Raw genomic sequence first — 18,442 nt, 5'->3', positions numbered from 1 at the left:
TTAATTGCTTAAAAGGGCGCCGATTGGCGCCTTTTTTGTTTATAAGCCGAATATCTGCGTAGCGAGAAACACATGTTAAAAAAATCAGCAAAGTTATCTTGGCCAGAGCGTGTTGCGCGTATGGTGAATCGTTTTGGCACCGTCAGGGTCAGTTTAGTTATTTTAGCTTTGGGGATGAGCTTAACCATAGCTGAAGTCACTATTTTAAACTATCTCTTATACGGACAAATCGATATACGTGATTATGTTGATCCTGTGCTGTTGACTTTATTGACTATGCCTTGGGTACTTTATTTTATTTCGGAGCTGGTACGCCGTCTTGAACGTTCACGCGAACATCTCACCCAAGTCATTGATCAACTTGAAGCGCTACGCAAACAAGATAAAGCTTCTGCGTTAAATTTACGGCAAAATATACAAAAACTAAACTTTGAGATAGAAGAACGAAAAAGAGCGGAATTACAACGCGAGGAAGCCATTCGGTTACTCAAACAGCAAATTGAAGAACGTCAGAAAACGCAACAAAATTTATATGATCAGTCGGTGTTATTACGTTCATGTTTCGATTGCTCGCCTGATATTATCTACTACCGTGATGAAAGTGGTCGCTTTTCAGGATGCAACCGTTCGTTTGAAGAATTAACCGGTAAAACTGAAGAAGAAATGGTGGGTTTAACACCTTGGGAAGTGTACTCAGAAGAGATCGCAGAAAAGGTCGTTGCCTCAGATCGTGAGGTGCTGGCTACGAATGCAAGTTTAACCTATGATATGTGGTTAACTTACCCAAATGGTGACAAAAAATTATTTTTGATTAAAAAGGTGCCATTTTTTAATCAGGAAGGTAAACGGATTGGATTGTTGGGTTTTGGCCGTGACATCATGGAAAAACAAAAAGCTCAAGAAGCATTGGAAAAAGCCAGTAGAGATAAAACTTCATTCATTTCAACGATCAGTCACGAACTACGTACTCCACTTAATGGTATTGTTGGTATCAGCCGAATTTTAAAAGACTCTAAATTGACAGCTGAACAGCACAACCATGTAAATACGATTTTTGCTTGTGCGGTTACCTTGGGTAATATTTTTAATGATATTATCGACTTGGATAAAATAGAGCGGAAAAAGCTTACTATTAATCCGGAGCCGGTTGAGCTGTCAGGTTTTGCATTTGAGCTCAATAGTGTTGCAAGCTTAATGGCCGAGCAAAAACACCTTAATTTTAATTTTTCTTCGAATATTCCAGAGCAAACTTGGGTCAGTGCAGATCCCACGCGCTTACGGCAAGTTTTATGGAATTTACTGGCGAATGCTGTGAAATTTACCTTAAAAGGTGATGTCGAATTTAACGTTGAATGCCATATTCGTAATTCATTTGCTTGGGTAGATTTTGAAATTATTGACAGTGGTATTGGTATACCAGAAGAAGAAATTGATAATATCTTTACCATGTATTACCAAGTTGACCGAGAAGAAGTACGTGCTGGTACAGGGACAGGGATAGGCTTGGCAATCTCTAAAATTCTAATCGACTCTATGGGTGGTCAAATTGAAGTGCATAGTGAGATTAACGAGGGTAGTAGCTTTTCAGTCTCACTCAAACTTGATCTGGTAGAGCCACCACAAGATCAGATCACAGAGTCTAATGTCAACGGTCTGTCTATTTTATTGGTGGAAGATGTTGAGCTCAACATAGTAGTTGCCAATTCTATCTTAAAAAAATTAGGTCACAGTGTTGTGGTTGCTAAATCAGGTCAGCAGGCAATTGATAGCTTTAAAGTTGGTAAATTTGATATTGTCCTGCTGGATATTCAATTGCCCGACATGACTGGTTTTGATGTACTTAAACAGTGGCAAGATGAACAGCTATCGCTACCACCAGTTGTTGCATTAACGGCTAATGTAATAAAAACCCGAGAAGACTACTTAAATAAAGGGCTGACTGATGTGATCGCAAAACCGATTAAAATGGAAAGTGTGAACAAAGTTTTTAATCGTTTGTTTGAACAAAACAATTCGTTAGAAACCAGTCAGCAAGCACTGCAAACGGATAGAGCGTCGTTAGACGATTGCATGAGTGAGTTGTTAGACACCGACTTTTTAATTCAGATGATAGATACTATAGGTCATGACCAGTTGATGCAAAACTTGGCTTTATTTGAAAATCTGATCGACGAGTATATGATGATTTTAGAGTCGAACTTGTGTGCTAAAGATAAAGAAGAAATTGGCAAACAAGCACATAAAATCAAGGGTGCAGCGGCTTCAATGGGGCTAAAACACATGCAGTCGATTGCTAATCAAATTCAGCTGACAGATACACCAGCCTGGTGGGAAAACTTAGATGATAGAGTGGAACAGTTAAAACATGCTGTAGAAGCTGATTTGAAGGAGTTAAAAAATTGGTTGGCTTGCGCTAAGCAGTAAGGGAAAAGCAGCCGTTAGGCTGCTTTTGCGAACCCTAAATTAATGACCTAAAATCACTCGTCAATTTCACCGCAAAAGCGATAGCCTTCGCCGTGAATGGTTGAGATGATTTCAGGCGTGTCTGGTAACGCTTCAAAGTGCTTGCGGAGGCGACGGATAGTCACATCTACAGTACGGTCATTAGGCTTTAATTCACGCCCTGTCATTTCTTTAATTAATTGCTCACGTGTTAATATCTTACCTGGGTTATCTAACAATAACTTAAGTGCACGATATTCACTCTTAGGTAATCTGGTTGCTTCACCTTGAGGTGAAACTAAAGAGCGGCTGTCACAGTCTAGTACCCAGCCATTAAATTTGTATTCGCTCACGGCTTCAACTGGCTCATTCGGTGCAGTTTGAGTACGATTCATCAGATTACGCGCGCGAATAGTTAATTCACGTGGGTTAAAGGGTTTAACCAAATAATCATCAGCACCAATTTCTAAACCTAAAATACGGTCAACATCATTGTCACGGCCAGTTAAGAAAATAAGGCCCATGTTTTTATTATCACGCAATTCACGCGCTAACATTAATCCGTTTTTACCCGGTAAGTTGATATCCATAACAACCAAATTAATCTCGTTGTTTTTCAGGATAGTATGCATTTCTTCACCGTCTTCGGCGGAAAAAACTTGATAGCCTTCGGCTTCAAATAGACTCACTAGAGTGTTGCGTGTGACGGCTTCGTCTTCGACAATTAAAATATTATGTGTTTGCATTGGCTTAGGATTCTTTTGTTAGTTAAAAGGACGAAAAATTGAGTATTTAACAAATTACGTTTGATTATAGTTATTCATCATACAAGACTCAATGTAAACGTTTTGGTTTCATGACCAATTTCGTGTTTTTTTTAACATTTTTCAAGTCCCAACGTAAAAAAATTTCAGTTTTAGGCTGTTTTTTTTTAAAAGAGGGTTTTTTAGACAATTTTTCTTACTTAAATTACGCAAATTGATTAAAAAATAAGCTTGCCTACGAAGCTGACAAAAGCTACATTATCTCAGCAATTTTTTGCAATCATGGTCCAATCAGATGTTCCATGCGTCTATTTCAACAGACAACCAAAGGACTTTAGGATGGCTTCCTTGTGGCAAAAGTATCAAAATGTGGTTTTTGAGCTAGAGCAATCAGTTTCAGAGCAACTTAGTTTGGCGATTATTACCGCGTATAATCCCCGTGGTGAGCTGTTATCTAATGGCCACAACCGAATGTTAGACAAAACCCTGTTAAAAGACATAGACAGTTTAAATGTGCCGTACCGACGCATTGTCGGCTGTGATCCGAATCGAACTCATAGTGAGCCTAGTTGGCTGGTCGCCATGGATAAATCAGCCGCCATCGAGTTAGGAAATCGCTATCAGCAAAATGCTATTTATTGGGTTGAAGCGAACCAGCTTTATTTAACACCTTGCCAAATGCAACAACAAGAAATATGTTTAGGAAGTTTTTCACAGCGTGTTATTTTAACTGAAGGCTCGGTTGCCCTGTAATTAGTTCAATTAAATCATCCGAATTAATTTGATATTTTTGTTGTAGTGAAAAAAGCACTTGCTGATGACCCGCTGACAATTGACTTTTATCAAGCTGGTTTTTTTGCAAACTTTTTGGTAGGTCACTCAAACAAATGCAAAGTGCTTTGTTTTTAATAGACTTATCGTCAGTTTCTATTGAGCGTATCATTGCATGATGGCAGACGGTGGTGACCGGCTGGTAACGTATGCATTGCTGGATATCTGCTTCTTGAGCTTGAATTTGTCCGCCGCTTGACGTAACAAAAACAAGCATACCAAAAAGTCGATACTTAGAATTAAATAAACTAGTTAACAAGGCTTTGATACAGAGCTTCGTATTTAAGTGCCGATTGATGCCAGTCAAAGCGTGTTAACATGGCTTTTTGTCGTACATGGCTAAAAGTTTGTGGGTATTCATGATAAAACAACAATGCTTTGCGAACACAGTTCAATAATTCTTCACTATCTGGGCGATAAAAGATAAAACCATTGCCGTTTTTAGGATCTTCTTCTAAATCTGTAATGGTATCTTTTAAGCCACCTACCGCTCTAACAATTGGTAATGTGCCGTAAGCCAATGAGTACATCTGGTTTAAACCACAAGGCTCGAACAAAGATGGCATCATAAAAAAGTCGCTACCTGCTGTGATCAGATGAGAGACACTTAAGCTAAACTCATTAATAAAATAGAACTTGTTTCTATGTTTTTTACTTAATGCGTTTAGTTGCGCCACCAAATGTGGATCGCCAGTGCCTATCATTACAAACTGAACATTGTGATGAAAAATGTTTTCTAAGATAGGCAGCAAGTATCCGAACCCTTTTTGCTCAGTAACACGACACACCATGCCAATCAGTGGGATTTTTGAGTCGACCGTCAAGTGTCCAAGTTGTTGTAAACTAGACTTGCAAAAATCTTTGCCACGCATGTTGTCGGGTGTGTAATTAGCTGGGATCATCTTATCGTTTGCGGGATCCCACTGACTATAATCACAGCCATTGATGATCCCTAACATATCAGCCGAACGACTACGGAAGTAATCACCCATGTGATGAGAGCCAAGGTCAGTTTGCAACTCTTGTGCATAACTTGGGCTTACCGCAACAATTTTACTGGCATACCGTACTGCTACTTTTAAATAGTTAACAGTACCATGCTGTAAGTCATAGTGGTCAATACCGCTCTGTGCTAAAAAGGGCACAGTATTGATATCAAAAACCCCTTGGAATGCCCCGTTGTGAACAGACAAAACGGTTTTTGCATTTGCCAGATAAGGGTTGTTATACCAATGTTTTTTGAGATAAAGAGGGATTAAACCTGTGTGCCAGTCATTACAGTGAATGACGTCAGTTTTAAACTCTAATAACTGAGCCAAATGTAGAGCCGCCATGCTAAAAAAGGCATAGCGTTCACCGTTATCATCATAGGCTTCGTAACCATCACTGTAGATACCTTTACGGGCAAAATATTCTGGGTAGTCAACTAAATATACAGTGACGCCTTCTAACTCGACCATCTTAACGCTATAGCTGTAAACACTTGCGCCTGCGTGCATTTCCACATCTTTAAGCACTGTGGTCGCAGTCTCGACATTCTGACTTGTTTGATACAAAGGAGTCACGATGCGAACATCATGACCCACTTGTTTGAAGGTGAGTGGCAGGGCCTTAGCCACATCGGCAAGACCGCCGGTTTTTGCCAGTCCCTCTACTTCGGAAGAAACAAAGAGTATATTCATTATTTAGTCGTCAAATCCTACTCGAGTACCTTTTGGAACAGTGACAATACCATTTTTAGAAATAGTAAAACCACGTTTTTCGTCTTGATCGTGATCTAAACCAATTTGTGTGCCTGGTGCGACTTCTACGTTTTTATCTAAAATAGCTCTATGGAGTGTGACGCCTTTACCGATTTTGTTTGAACCCATAATGACACTTTCAGTGATGCTTGCACCTTCATCCACCATGACTTCGTAACCTAAAACTGATTTGTTAATTTTGGCACACTTAATCACACAACCTGATGCAATAGAGCTATCGCTTATTTGATTGTGTTCGGCACTATCACAGCTATAAATTTGTGCTGCTGGCAGCGTTGGGTGGTAGGTACGCATTGGCCATTTAGGGTTGTATAAATCTAAAGCACTGTCTGCGTCTAACAGATCCATCGAAGCCTGCCAGTATGAATCTATCGTACCTACATCACGCCAATAAAAAGGGTCGCCTTGTTCGCCTGGAATTTCATTGTTGGCAAAATCGTAAACAAAAACATTTCCATCAGCCATGAGCTTTGGAATGATGTTTTTGCCAAAATCGTGCGAAGAGTTTGCATCCTGTGCATCTTCTTTTAACGAACGATATAACACATCTGGAGAGAAGGTGTAGTTACCCATAGATATCAGAGCGATATCCGGGTTGCCAGGTAAAGATTTAGGATTGGCTGGTTTTTCTTCAAATCCTACCATGCGTCCTTCGTCATCAATTTCAATTACGCCAAATTGATGAGCTTCTTCAATCGGTACACGGATAGCCGCTACTGTTAAATCTGCTCGTTTTTGTTTATGAAAGTCAGTCATTTGACGAACATTCATTTTATAAATGTGGTCGCTACCAAAAATAACAACTAAATCTGGATCATGAATTTCAATTAGACGAAGGTTTTGATAAATCGCATCAGCTGTCCCTTCATACCAACGTTTACCCATTCGCATTTGAGCTGGGATGGGGTCAATAAAATGATCGGTCAGACCAGAAAAGTGCCAAGCTTGCCTTAAATGAATATTTAATGATTGTGACTTAAACTGAGTTAATACATAAATTTTTAATAAATCAGAATTAACAAAGTTATTAAGAACAAAGTCGATGAGTCGATATTGACCTGCAAATGGTACAGCTGGTTTAGTACGCGTTTCTGTCAGCGGAAACAAGCGAGTGCCTGCGCCGCCAGCTAAAATCATTGATAAGATCCCTGCCATAGTCGTGCCTTGGTATTTGAAAAAAACCAGAACGAAACTTTCACTGCACTCAGTGTTACGGTAAAACCGTTAACCGAACCCTGTATTTTTAGCAGTTTATATGTCCGTACTGCGATTTTTATAGGTTAACGATTGTAAGCACAATAAACTTTAAATTTATTGTCCTCAGCGACCACTTCAACCCGCTGGAAGTGGTTTTTTAATAATTGAGGATATTTTAAAAATCGGTTTGCAACTAGATAAATACGTCCATTCGTATATAAAACATCTTTGCAACCTTTTATAAAAGCCTCAGTAATATGGTAGTCTATTTTTAAGCCTGTGTGAAAGGGGGGATTAGTAAAAATCCAATTGAACCTAGATGAAATTTTTGTTAAGCCATCAGCAACGATATTTTGACCTGAAATGTCATTAATACGCTGAGTTTCTGCCGTTGCTGATATCGCCAAACAATCAATATCACTTTGGGTTAAATGAACTTCTGGGTGCAGCTTTTTTATATAGCTGCCAATCACCCCACACCCACAAGCAAAGTCTAGTACATGACCTTGGATTTTGTCAGGTAAATTTTGCAGTAAAAGTTTACTTCCCTCATCTAACTCATTATGGCTAAATACCCCAGGTAAGCTGGCCACCTGAATACTTTGATGATTAACGGTCACTGGAAAATAGCTAAAACCCTTGCTTTCGGCATTGTTTGGCTGATAACAGGCTCGATAGAGTAAACAATGATTTCCCGAAGCAACTTTTTGCATATTGTCCAATGCCGGCACGGACATTTTGGGTAAACTCCGGATGCCTCCCTTGTTGTGGCCAATAATGTAAACTTGCGCCGATTGAGATAAACTATCTTTCAGTTGAGCAAGTAACCAGTTTAGCTTTGCTTTCGCTTTGGGAAAAAAGATGATCACAGTTGCATATTGGTTGGCTGGTGTTTGCGGAAAACTAATAGTATCTTGATGACTGTGCCGAATGTCTTTAAAAAGCCAAACACTTGCATTGCGAAATGCACTATCAGCAAAATCCTCAGCGTTGAGTGGGTCGACAACCAGGCTGTTCGCTAGACTCGTCTCTTCGATGTGGCGAGCTAACAACTGGCTCGCGGGTGATGGTTTTGACATATTAATTCTTTTATCTTTGGAATGTTATCAGTTTAATGCAAGGATTATATTCTATTTTAAATAAAATTAGGTTAGAGCAATGGGCAATTGTTAGCTTTTTAATTTGTGGCTTTGCTATTCTAACATTTGCATTAATCATACATTCGATTGCTGTGCATTATGTGTCAGACGCTAAAAAACAGCAACTCGCTGTGCAAAGTGAATTATTATTGTCGCAGATCAATCAGATTAACCAAACTGAACTGGCTGCGCTTAATGTGTGGACTGAACAAGCAATTGTAAGTGAATTTGCTAAACAACTATTGTTGCGGACGAGCAACGACCAGCTTGTTGCGAGCGAAATGGATTATCTTGCTGTTCTTATTGAAAATGGATTAAGGGCCAAAGGTCGTTATCAAAATAACTATATTTTTTCTGTTGAAGGTGAATTAATTTGGCAAGCGGAATCCGGTGAAGCGGATTTTTTTCTAAATGAAACTGAAAGAAACTTATGGCTAAAACAATTGCGGCGTGGCCGCTCTAATTTCATCTACTTAAGTAAAAACCGCCTTGCGCGTTTTTATATCCCTGTTTTGTATTCTGTTCCTGTTTTTCAAGATGGCGAGATTATTGCTATTTTATCGCTCGAGGTTGAGCAAAGTTTGTCAATTAAGTTTTTATTAGATGCGGTGGCAACTCATGCTGAGTTTGTTTTATATGACGAAACAGGCAATATTTTGTTATCGGATTCAGGCGCCTGGAGTCGGGTAAATTTACAGGGGTTATCGCTTGCTGGGGTGGCAAACTCTGGGGTCAGTGATCAAGCCGATGATTTAGTTTACGCCAGTAGTTGGCACCCAGATAGCCAGTTAGGTGTGGTGGCTCAATATTCTCAACATCAATTTGATCAAGATGTGCAGCCTATCTGGCGGGCTATTCTCGGCTTATGTGCCACCACACTGGTCGTTATCTTAGGATTAATTATAGCGGTACAAATTAGTCGCAATAGGTTAAACGAAAAACAACAAAGTTTAATCCGGCATCAGAAGCAGTTGACTCATGTTCAAGCTTTAGCCAATATCGCCTGCGTTGAGCTAGACGCTGACAACAAAATCAAATGGTACGGTGGTTTTGAGTTTTTAGGTGAATTGACTGAAAGTGGCAGGCAGACACCGCTCGGTTTGTTTGAAAAACTCAATGAGGTGCAAAAAAGCGAGATCCGTAGCGCATTAAAACAAACTCGGTTCACTGAAACAGCGCAAGAATGTGAAATTTATTTTCAAACCTTGGTGCAGTTCAAATGTTTTAATTTACGTTTTTTTCCGCAATTTGATGATACTAAGTTTCTTTCTACTCTGATCTTAATTAATGATATCAGTGAGCATAAACGGCAGCACAAAGAAGCACTGCAAGCTGAAGTGGATTATCGTGATTTGATTTTACAAAGTGCGCATGATGGCATTGTTAGTGTTGATGTGAATGGTCGAGTAACCCTATGCAATATCGCCAGCCAACGGATGTTAAATTTTGATAGCGGCCAACTTTTAAATTTAAAATTGTATGAGTTTTTAGACGATATAGAAAATAATAGTGAAGTGACTCCGCCTTGCCTGCAAGCGATAAAATCTAGGCGAACAGTCGCTGGTTTATTTTGGTTTAGACGAGACAAAGGAACATTGTTCCCAGCTGAATGTCGCGTTAATCCTATTATTCGTGACGGACAAGCGGTTGGCGCCGTTTACTTATTTCATGATATTTCAGAAAAACTCAAACTAGAAGTTGAGTTAAGAGAGAGAGAACAAAGGTATCGGCGTGTGATTGAAGGCACGGCTGATGCCACGTTTGAGTGGAATATGTTAGACGATAGTTTACATTTTAGCTCACGGTTTTGGGAAATGCTGAAGTACCCGAGTGCGCAAACCGAAACTAAAGCCTTAACAGAATCGTCGTGGCAGGAAACGGTTGCGGTAGAACATTTACCTAAGGTTGCGTACGCCATTCAGACTCATTTAATAAAAAATCAAAGGTTTGATGTTGAATTTAAAGCAAATGCGACCAATGAGCAAAATGTTTGGTTGCGTGTACGGGGCCAAGCTGTGCGAGAAGAAGGACGCTTTATTTATTTGTCCGGCACTATCTCTGATATTTCCAATGTAAAAGAAGCTGAGGCTGAAAATAGAAAACTACAAGAGCAGTTGGTGCACGCACAAAAAATGGAAGCGATAGGGCAGTTAACTGGCGGCATTGCACATGACTTTAATAACATTCTGGCTTCTGTATTAGGTTATGCTGAACTGGCCCAAGACTGTATTGAATATAATATGCCGGAAAAAATGGATGGTTATTTAAATCAAATTATTCAAGCCGGCGTTAAAGCACGCGACCTCATCCACAAGATGATGGTATTTAGTCGAAAAGATCAGCACAAGGTAAAGCCTTTATCACTAGATGACACTTTATCGGATATCTTTACCATGGTGAAACCTTTATTGACGAGTTCAATTCAAACAGAGTTAGCGCTCAGTTCTGACGTTGTTGTTAAAACAGATGCGGTACAAATTCAGCAAATATTAATGAACCTTATGATTAATGCCCGAGATGCGATGCAGGGCCGTGGGCATCTAACTGTGGTTAGCTACCAAGAGCAGGTTAGTCAGTTTCAGTGTACTTCCTGCCGGAAAAATTTTACTGGTCAAATGGCATGTATTGAAGTGAGTGATTCGGGCTCAGGGATTGATGAAGCCCGTTTACAGAGAATATTTGATCCCTATTTTACCACTAAAGGGCTTGGTAAAGGGACAGGTATGGGCCTATCAATTGTACATGGCATGGTTCATCAATTGGGCGGACACTTGTTGGTCAGCAGCGAATTAGGCAAAGGCACTTCGTTTAAAGTTTATTTGCCGATAGCGACTCAGGTTGCGCAGGAAAATATAAATAAATTGCCAAAGCTGACTTCGGTTAAAGCAGCAAGTGCGCCTATGATTTATTTGGTCGATGATGAGCCTTCTGTGGCTGACTTTATTTCTGAAAAACTTTTGCTCAATCAGTATCAGTGCCGAGTGTTTTATTCTGCTCAGGCTGTGTTAGATGAGCTTTCTGTTGACCCTCAAGCCTGTGCACTGATTATTAGCGATCAGACTATGCCAAGCATAGATGGTGTGACATTATTACAATCAGCGCGTGAGTTAAATCCTAAACTCAAAAGCATTATAATGACAGGCTACAGTGATTTGGTTGATGAAAGCAGTGTGCAAGAATTTGGTATCGATGGTTTTATTCATAAACCTATCGAAACCAGTCAATTATTTCATTTAATCGAACGCCTGCTAAAAACAACCAGCAGCCAAAGTTAAAGTTATATCAAATAACAAATTTGATTATGGAAGGCACTTAGAATGGTTTATTCTAAGCATATAATTTTATGAAAATTTAGTGACAACTATAGAAGCGAACGCCATGTCAGAACATAGATTAACGCATTTAAAACAGCTTGAAGCTGAATCCATCCATATCATTCGAGAAGTGGTTGCCGAATTTGATAACCCTGTAATGTTATATTCAATCGGTAAAGACTCATCGGTATTATTGCATTTGGCACGTAAAGCCTTTTACCCGGCTAAAATCCCGTTTCCTTTGTTGCATGTGGATACCACGTGGAAGTTTAAAGAAATGTATGAGTTTAGAGATCGTTTAGCCAAAGAGTATGGGTTTGATTTATTGGTTCATCAAAATCCGGAAGGGTTAGCAATGAACATCAGCCCTTTCACTCATGGTAGTGCAAAGCACACAGATATCATGAAAACTCAGGGCCTTAAACAAGCATTAGACAAATATGGCTTTGATGCCGCTTTTGGTGGTGCACGTCGAGATGAAGAAAAATCACGCGCAAAAGAACGTGTTTATTCATTCCGTGATAAAAATCACCGCTGGGATCCAAAAAATCAGCGTCCAGAATTATGGAACTTATATAACAGCAAAGTAGATAAAGGCGAAAGTATTCGTGTATTCCCATTGTCAAACTGGACTGAGTTAGATATTTGGCAATATATCTACTTAGAAAATATTGACTTGGTGCCACTATATTATGCAAAAGAGCGCCCAGTGGTAGAGCGTGATGGTGTTAAAATTATGGTCGACGATGAGCGTATGCCATTAAAAGACGGTGAAACACCCACCATGGAAAAAGTTCGTTTTAGAACGTTAGGCTGTTATCCGTTGACAGGGGCGGTTGAATCAGAAGCGGAAACTTTACCGCAGATTATTCAAGAAATGTTGTTAACGTCAACATCTGAACGTCAAGGCCGTGTCATCGATAGTGACTCTTCAGCGTCGATGGAAAAGAAAAAGATCGAAGGTTATTTTTAACCAAAAGCAGGACGCAAACGTGCAAAATTACGACATTTTTAATGGTGATGCGGATGGGGTGTGTGCCCTTATCCAGCTGAGATTGGCAGAGCCTAAACAAAGTAAACTGGTCACAGGTGTAAAGCGGGATATTAAGTTAATCGAAAAGATTAACCCGCTACCAGGTGACGGGGTTACTGTGTTAGATATCTCAATGGACAAAAATAAACCAGCTTTGTTAAACATTTTAGAGCGTGGTGCTCAAGTGTTTTATTGCGATCACCATTTTGCTGGCGATATTCCATCGCACCCTAGCTTGTTGGCATTGATTGATACAGCGGCTGATACCTGTACCAGTTTATTGATTAATCAGTATTTAGATAACCGTTACGCCAACTGGGCGATTGCAGCCGCTTTTGGCGATAATATGATGGTGGCTGCCGAAACACTGGCGCAGCAACAGGGGTTGAATCAAGCGCAAACGGACAGCTTAAAAATGTTGGGTATTGCTATAAATTACAATGGTTATGGCGCTTGTGAATCCGACTTGCATATTCATCCAGCTGATTTATATCAGGCGCTGGTTGCTTATTCTGATCCGCTGACATTAATTGCAGAAGACGCGCAAATATATCAGCAGCTGGTTAGCAACTATCAAGCAGATATGAAGCGGGTTGATTCAGCAAAACAATTGCATAGCTCAGCTGCCGGTAAGGTATATCTATTACCGAACCAAGCTTGGGCGCGACGTGTTTCTGGCGTTTGGGGCAACCAACTAGCCAATGATGCCCGCGAATTGGCGCATGCGGTATTAACAGAGCAGGCAGATGGCAGCTATTTAGTATCGGTACGAGCGCCCAAAGTCAATGCAGAAGGGGCAGATACCCTATGTATGAAATTTGCAACTGGCGGCGGACGAAAAGCGGCAGCAGGTATCAACCAATTGCCAGCCAATGAATTATCCAGATTTATCGCTGAGTTTGATCAGCAATTTACCGTATAAGAGGAATTTTCATGTCACATCAATCTGACCTGATAGAACAAGACATACTCGCTTATTTAAAAGAGCACGAAAATAAAGAGCTACTGCGTTTTTTAACTTGTGGTAGTGTAGATGATGGTAAAAGCACCTTAATAGGACGTTTGCTGCATGATTCTAAAATGATTTACGAAGATCAGCTTGCAGCTATCACCAAAGACAGTAAAAAATCAGGTACGACAGGGGATGAAGTTGACCTTGCTCTATTAGTAGATGGTTTGCAATCTGAGCGAGAGCAGGGCATTACGATTGACGTAGCTTACCGTTATTTTTCAACCTCTAAGCGTAAATTCATCATTGCTGACACCCCAGGACACGAGCAATATACTCGTAATATGGCGACCGGCGCATCAACTTGTGATTTAGCCATCATCTTAATTGATGCTCGTGAAGGGGTAAAAACACAAACCCGCCGACATAGTTTTATTGTTTCTTTGTTGGGTATTAAACACGTTATTGTTGCCATTAACAAAATGGATTTAAAAAACTATGACGAAGCGGTTTATAACCAAATTCGTGAAGACTATTTAGACTTTGCCCAAGAGCTAAATATTCCAGATATTCGTTTTGTGCCATTATCCGCGTTAAAAGGCGACAACGTCGTCAATAAAAGCGAAAACACGCCTTGGTATAGCGGCGAAACCCTAATGCAAACACTAGAAAGTGTGCAAATTGCGTCAGACCGCAACTTAAGCGACTTCCGCATGCCAGTGCAATATGTTAACCGTCCAAACCTAAACTATCGTGGTTTTGCCGGTACCATCGCCTCTGGGATCATTCGCAAAGGGGATGAAATTGTTGCTATGCCATCTGGTAAAACCTCCAAGGTAAAAAGCATTGATACCTTTGATGGTGAAATTGCCGAAGCTTTTGCACCTATGTCAGTGACTTTAACGTTAGAAGACGAAATCGACATTAGTCGGGGAGATGTGATTGCAGCCGGCGACAACGCCCCTGCAGTGACGCAAGCGGTTAAAGCGCATCTGGTATGGATGGATGAAAGCGATCTGCAAGTAGGCAAAGTGTATGATTTTAAACTCGGCACCAAAACCACCAGCGGTCAAGTGACCAAAATCAACTATGGTATCAATGTGAACACGTTAGCACATGATGCGCGAGAGCAATTGTCACTGAATGAGATTGCGGTTTGTGAAGTTGAATTTAACGCTCCGGTGATCATCGAAAACTATGATAATAATCGCGCTTTAGGTGGGTTTATTGTCATTGACCGATTAAGTAATATCACAGTCGGTGCAGGTATGGTGATGCAAGCCACTGAACGTGCGGCGAGCACAGTCAGCGAGTTTTCTGAATTTGAGCTTGAGTTGAATCAGTTGATCCGCAAACACTTCCCGCACTGGCAGGCGCTGGATTTAAACAAACTAAACAAATAATATACCGCCTATGACACTTGCACAGGCTGCAGTCGCAGCCATTTTTGTGGCGACGATCGTTGCGCTTGTGCTGACCCGATGGCGTCCTGTTAATATATTTTCAGGCGCCATACTCAGCCTGTTGGCGTTTAACTTAACCAGCTTGGATAATGCCCTTGAAAAAGCGGTTAACCCTGGGGTCGTGACTCTATTAGCGTTAATGTTGGCCTCGCGGGCACTTGAGCGAACGGTTTTATTAAAACAGTTTGCACGTAGCTCTATTGAGCAAAGCCCACGCAAAAGTTTATTAAAACTCACTTCGTTAACGGCATTTGCCTCTGCATTTTTAAACAATACAGCCGTGGTAGCCGCGTTATTGCGGCCCGTTAAAAATCAAAAACGGGTTGCTGCGTCTAAACTCTTACTGCCGCTCAGCTATGCTGCGATTTTAGGGGGCACTTGCACCCTCATTGGCACCTCGACCAATATGGTCGTCAATAGCTTTTGGATGGATGCGGGATACCCATCACTTGGTTTTTTTGACTTTTTGCCTGTGGGGTTAGCTTTGGTTGTGGTTGGCACCGGAGTGATGTTGTTAATGGACAAAAGATTGCCGGATATTCATTTAAATGAAAAACAAAAACAATATTTTGTCGATATAAAAATCATGCCAGGCTCACCACTTGTGGGTAAAAGTGTGTCGGATAACCGGTTACGAAACCTCAATAGCTTTTTTTTAGTAGAAATTATTCGTCGTGGGCAATCGTTGAGCCCGGTGCAACCGAGTCATATCATTGAAACTGGTGACCGCTTAGTATTTAGTGGTGAAGCAAAATTTATTGACGAGCTGCAGAGTTTGCCAGGCGTTAAATTATTTGCTGAGCACAGCGGTTTAATGAGCGACAACCTGATTGAAGTTGTGTTAAAAAATGGCTCTAGTTTAAATGGTAAAACCCTAAAAGTATCAGGGTTTAGAGCCATGTTTGACGCTGCCGTTGTTGGTCTAAAACGTAATGGATTAAGTGTGCCAGGCAAGCTTGGTGAAGTGGTGCTAAAAGAAGGGGATAGCCTATTATTGGCCACAGGTAGCGACTTTAAAAGCCGTAAAAACCTTGACCGGCATTTTATCATTGTCTCGGATTTACAGGTAGAGCAGCCGCTTAGTCAGCAGATGAATTTTGCCATTATTGGCAGTTTTGCGCTGGTTATTGGATTAGCGGCAACCGGTGTGATCAGCTTATTGGCTGGGTTGGTATTTTTTATTGCCGCCAGTGTGGCGTTAAATGTCACTAAATCGGCCGAGCTTAAACGTTTATTTCCTTTTGACCTTTGGCTCATTATTACGGCTGCGTTAACCTTGGCTGATGCCATGATGAGCAGTGGTTTAAGTCAGTTATTAGCCGAGCAATTGCACACCAGTTTTAGTCAGCAGCCCGCTTATGTCGCATTTATCGGCATTTTATTGGCGACCCTGATACTGACAGAGTTAGTGACCAATAATGCGGCTGCAGCACTGATGTTTCCGCTGGCCCTAAGTTTAGCAGAAAGTTTTGGTGTGGCCCCCCAGAGCTTTGTGATGGCAGTGGCATTTGGTGCCAGTGCGAGCTTTTTAAGCCCCTATGGCTATCAAACCAATTTAATAGTATTTAACTCGGGTGGTTATAAAATAAACGATTTTATCCGTTATGGTTTGCCAATGAGCTTTATGTATATTTTGGTATCTAGTTTATTAATACCCTGGTTTTTTCCGTTTTAAGGTGACCTAAGATATGAACGAAAACATTGTCTGGCATACAACTAATGTCAGTAAAACAGAGCGAAGTGCACAAAAAAAACAAAAACCGTGCATTTTATGGTTTACTGGGTTAAGTGGCTCAGGTAAATCCACGGTTGCGAACGCCGTTGAAGCGCAATTATTTGAAGCTGGCGCCCATAGTTATTTGCTTGATGGAGATAACGTGCGCCACGGCATCAATAAAGATTTAAGCTTTAGTGATGAAGACAGGATTGAAAACATTCGTCGTATTGGTGAGATCAGCAAACTTTTTGTTGATTCGGGTTTGTTAGTTTTAACCGCATTTATTTCACCCTTTAGAGGGGATCGCGAGATGGTCCGCAACCTGGTTGAGCAAGGTGAGTTTATTGAAGTTTTTATCGATACCCCACTCGCGGTTTGTGAGCAGCGCGACCCTAAAGGTTTATATAAAAAAGCGCGTGACGGTAAAATTCCACATTTTACTGGTATCAGCTCACCATACGAAGCACCTGAGGAGCCGGAGATCCACATTAAAACAGCGGATAAAAGCATTGCCGAATGCGCTGAGCAAGTAGTTAGCTATTTGCGTGAGCAAGGCTATTTTTAAGATCTCGGGTGAGTTCATCAAAGTGGGTCAACGCATTAAACTGGTTGATTTGGCGCACTGGCTGTTGACTATCAGGCTGGTTAACAGCTATTAAATGAGCTATGCCATAAGTTTGCGCAGCCTGTAATACAGCTAAACTATCGTCAATAAAGAGACTCTGCTCGGGTTTAAACTCTAATGCAGTTTCGGCCGCTTGCCAAAATGCTTGCTGCTCTTTGCAGTAGCCATAATCATGGCTACTAATGACTTGATCAAAATATTGCTCGATATCCGTTAGCGCAAACTTCATTTGTAATCCTTTTCGGTGCGAGTTGGTTAATAAAATGACCTTGCAGTGTGACTGTTTAAGCGCAGTTAAAAAATCAATGACACTGGGTCTTATTTTAATCAAGTGCGCGAGCTCCTGTTTAAGCGGCATTAATTCTAAATTTAACTCACGTTCCCAAAAGTCAAAACAGTACCAGTCGAGCTGACCTTGCATAGCTTGATATTTGGCAGCCATTTGCTGCTGTACTTGAGCCGGCGGTAGTTGATTCAGTTCAGCATATCTTTTCGGCAGATGGTGGATCCAAAATTGATTGTCAAAATGGAGATCCAGCAAGGTCCCATCCATATCGAGTAACACGGTTTCAATATCTTGCCATTGCAGCATAATCATTATTAGGTTATTTTGAAAAAAACGATTTAAGTATAACAGGCAGATGAAAAAATCCCTAACTGACAAGCAACTCCCCGAGATCCTTGAGCAAAAAACAGTGGCGTCGAGTCGGCTATTCAAAATTGAACAATTGCAGCTCAAGTTCAGCAATGGTCAAGAACGGGAGTACGAGCGCTTAAGAGGTAATCGCCGAACGTATGGCGCGGTAATGATGATCCCTATGTTAGACGCGGAAACCATATTGTTGATCCGTGAATACTCAGCCGGAACCCATAACTACCAGCTGGGTTTTCCAAAAGGACTGATTGATGAAGGAGAAGATTTCAAAGCTGCCGCTAACCGGGAGTTAAAAGAAGAAATAGGTATGGGCAGCCGGGAACTGATCCCTCTTAAAAGTTTAACGGTTGCCCCTGGATATTTTGGTGCCAGTATGAACATTGTGTTAGCTAAGTCTCTTTATGAAGAAAAATTGGCCGGGGATGAGCCAGAACCTTTGGATATTGTGCCTTGGTCGATTCATAATATAAAAGAGCTGTTAGCTCGAGACGATTTTTGTGAAGCGCGCAGTGTTGCCGCTTTATTTATGGCACAAGAGTATTTTTAAATC

The 18,442-nt window shown here is 40.9% G+C and carries 15 protein-coding genes; 9 read left to right on the top strand and 6 right to left on the bottom strand.

The window, feature by feature from the left end; translation table 11 throughout:
- Positions 1–72 precede the first annotated feature (72 nt).
- Positions 73–2,424: an aerobic respiration two-component sensor histidine kinase ArcB gene (gene arcB, locus C727_RS0100270; protein WP_017443615.1), complete on the top strand. Its 2,352-nt coding sequence runs from the start codon at positions 73–75 to the stop codon at positions 2,422–2,424.
- A 53-nt stretch (positions 2,425–2,477) separates the two neighbouring features.
- Here the strand turns inward: arcB and arcA are convergent, their stop codons facing one another.
- Positions 2,478–3,188, bottom strand: coding sequence for a two-component system response regulator ArcA (gene arcA, locus C727_RS0100265; protein WP_017443614.1), 711 nt, complete (start codon positions 3,186–3,188; stop codon positions 2,478–2,480).
- A gap of 357 nt (positions 3,189–3,545) precedes the next feature.
- Here arcA and C727_RS0100255 point away from each other — a divergent pair, with 357 nt between their 5' ends.
- Positions 3,546–3,959, top strand: coding sequence for a DUF3293 domain-containing protein (locus C727_RS0100255; RefSeq protein WP_017443612.1), 414 nt, complete (start codon positions 3,546–3,548; stop codon positions 3,957–3,959).
- Here the strand turns inward: C727_RS0100255 and C727_RS0100250 are convergent.
- The 4 genes from C727_RS0100250 to C727_RS0100235 form a co-directional block, all read right to left on the bottom strand.
- Positions 3,928–4,254: a hypothetical protein gene (locus C727_RS0100250; RefSeq protein WP_155949139.1), complete on the bottom strand. Its 327-nt coding sequence runs from the start codon at positions 4,252–4,254 to the stop codon at positions 3,928–3,930. The two genes, C727_RS0100255 and C727_RS0100250, sit on opposite strands and share 32 nt — an antisense overlap.
- Positions 4,255–4,285: 31 nt before the next feature.
- A complete protein-coding gene (gene glgA, locus C727_RS0100245) occupies positions 4,286–5,719 on the bottom strand; it encodes a glycogen synthase GlgA (protein WP_017443610.1) in 1,434 nt (477 codons plus the stop codon).
- A gap of 3 nt (positions 5,720–5,722) precedes the next feature.
- Positions 5,723–6,955, bottom strand: a complete 1,233-nt coding sequence (gene glgC, locus C727_RS0100240; protein ID WP_017443609.1) for a glucose-1-phosphate adenylyltransferase — start codon at positions 6,953–6,955, stop codon at positions 5,723–5,725.
- A 125-nt stretch (positions 6,956–7,080) separates the two neighbouring features.
- A complete protein-coding gene (locus C727_RS0100235; protein ID WP_017443608.1) occupies positions 7,081–8,076 on the bottom strand; it encodes a methyltransferase in 996 nt (331 codons plus the stop codon).
- A gap of 35 nt (positions 8,077–8,111) precedes the next feature.
- Here C727_RS0100235 and C727_RS0100230 point away from each other — a divergent pair, with 35 nt between their 5' ends.
- The 6 genes from C727_RS0100230 to cysC all read left to right on the top strand — a co-directional run bounded on the left by C727_RS0100230 (position 8,112) and on the right by cysC (position 17,177).
- Entirely contained in the window at positions 8,112–11,411 is a 3,300-nt protein-coding gene (locus C727_RS0100230; RefSeq protein WP_017443607.1) for a hybrid sensor histidine kinase/response regulator, read from the top strand.
- Between the two features lie 103 nt (positions 11,412–11,514).
- On the top strand, positions 11,515–12,423 hold the full coding sequence (gene cysD, locus C727_RS0100225; RefSeq protein WP_017443606.1) for a sulfate adenylyltransferase subunit CysD: 909 nt from the start codon (positions 11,515–11,517) through the stop codon (positions 12,421–12,423).
- A 19-nt stretch (positions 12,424–12,442) separates the two neighbouring features.
- Complete coding sequence (locus C727_RS0100220; protein ID WP_017443605.1) at positions 12,443–13,405, top strand: hypothetical protein; 963 nt, start codon at positions 12,443–12,445, stop codon at positions 13,403–13,405.
- Positions 13,406–13,416: 11 nt separating this feature from the next.
- The gene (gene cysN, locus C727_RS0100215) at positions 13,417–14,835 is read left to right on the top strand and encodes a sulfate adenylyltransferase subunit CysN (RefSeq protein WP_017443604.1); all 1,419 of its coding nucleotides are present in this window, start codon (positions 13,417–13,419) and stop codon (positions 14,833–14,835) included.
- A 10-nt stretch (positions 14,836–14,845) separates the two neighbouring features.
- Positions 14,846–16,570 (top strand): SLC13 family permease, encoded by a 1,725-nt coding sequence (locus C727_RS0100210; protein WP_017443603.1) that lies wholly within the window; start codon positions 14,846–14,848, stop codon positions 16,568–16,570.
- A 13-nt stretch (positions 16,571–16,583) separates the two neighbouring features.
- On the top strand, positions 16,584–17,177 hold the full coding sequence (gene cysC / locus C727_RS0100205; protein WP_017443602.1) for an adenylyl-sulfate kinase: 594 nt from the start codon (positions 16,584–16,586) through the stop codon (positions 17,175–17,177).
- On the opposite strand, the gene yrfG is transcribed toward cysC, so the two are convergent.
- Entirely contained in the window at positions 17,146–17,835 is a 690-nt protein-coding gene (yrfG, locus tag C727_RS17710) for a GMP/IMP nucleotidase (RefSeq protein ID WP_040459117.1), read from the bottom strand. The two genes, cysC and yrfG, sit on opposite strands and share 32 nt — an antisense overlap.
- Positions 17,836–17,878: 43 nt before the next feature.
- Between yrfG and nudE the strand changes: the two genes are divergently transcribed.
- A complete protein-coding gene (gene nudE / locus C727_RS0100195; RefSeq protein WP_017443600.1) occupies positions 17,879–18,439 on the top strand; it encodes an ADP compounds hydrolase NudE in 561 nt (186 codons plus the stop codon).
- Positions 18,440–18,442 lie beyond the last annotated feature (3 nt).

Source organism: Gayadomonas joobiniege G7, assembly GCF_000300815.1.
Lineage (GTDB): Bacteria > Pseudomonadota > Gammaproteobacteria > Enterobacterales > Alteromonadaceae > Catenovulum > Catenovulum joobiniege.
This window is presented reverse-complemented; position numbering and strand designations above follow the sequence as displayed.

Bases quoted from the DNA above. Each gene is read 5' to 3' on its own strand.
- C727_RS0100210 (WP_017443603.1), top strand. From the start codon at position 14,846: ATGACACTTGCACAGGCTGCAGTCGCAGCCATTTTTGTGGCGACGATC.
- glgA (WP_017443610.1), bottom strand. From the start codon at position 5,719: ATGAATATACTCTTTGTTTCTTCCGAAGTAGAGGGACTGGCAAAAACC.
- arcB (WP_017443615.1), top strand. From the start codon at position 73: ATGTTAAAAAAATCAGCAAAGTTATCTTGGCCAGAGCGTGTTGCGCGT.
- arcA (WP_017443614.1), bottom strand. From the start codon at position 3,188: ATGCAAACACATAATATTTTAATTGTCGAAGACGAAGCCGTCACACGC.
- C727_RS0100230 (WP_017443607.1), top strand. From the start codon at position 8,112: ATGCAAGGATTATATTCTATTTTAAATAAAATTAGGTTAGAGCAATGG.
- C727_RS0100235 (WP_017443608.1), bottom strand. From the start codon at position 8,076: ATGTCAAAACCATCACCCGCGAGCCAGTTGTTAGCTCGCCACATCGAA.
- yrfG (WP_040459117.1), bottom strand. From the start codon at position 17,835: ATGATTATGCTGCAATGGCAAGATATTGAAACCGTGTTACTCGATATG.
- nudE (WP_017443600.1), top strand. From the start codon at position 17,879: ATGAAAAAATCCCTAACTGACAAGCAACTCCCCGAGATCCTTGAGCAA.
- cysD (WP_017443606.1), top strand. From the start codon at position 11,515: ATGTCAGAACATAGATTAACGCATTTAAAACAGCTTGAAGCTGAATCC.
- C727_RS0100250 (WP_155949139.1), bottom strand. From the start codon at position 4,254: ATGCTTGTTTTTGTTACGTCAAGCGGCGGACAAATTCAAGCTCAAGAA.
- cysC (WP_017443602.1), top strand. From the start codon at position 16,584: ATGAACGAAAACATTGTCTGGCATACAACTAATGTCAGTAAAACAGAG.
- C727_RS0100255 (WP_017443612.1), top strand. From the start codon at position 3,546: ATGGCTTCCTTGTGGCAAAAGTATCAAAATGTGGTTTTTGAGCTAGAG.
- glgC (WP_017443609.1), bottom strand. From the start codon at position 6,955: ATGGCAGGGATCTTATCAATGATTTTAGCTGGCGGCGCAGGCACTCGC.
- cysN (WP_017443604.1), top strand. From the start codon at position 13,417: ATGTCACATCAATCTGACCTGATAGAACAAGACATACTCGCTTATTTA.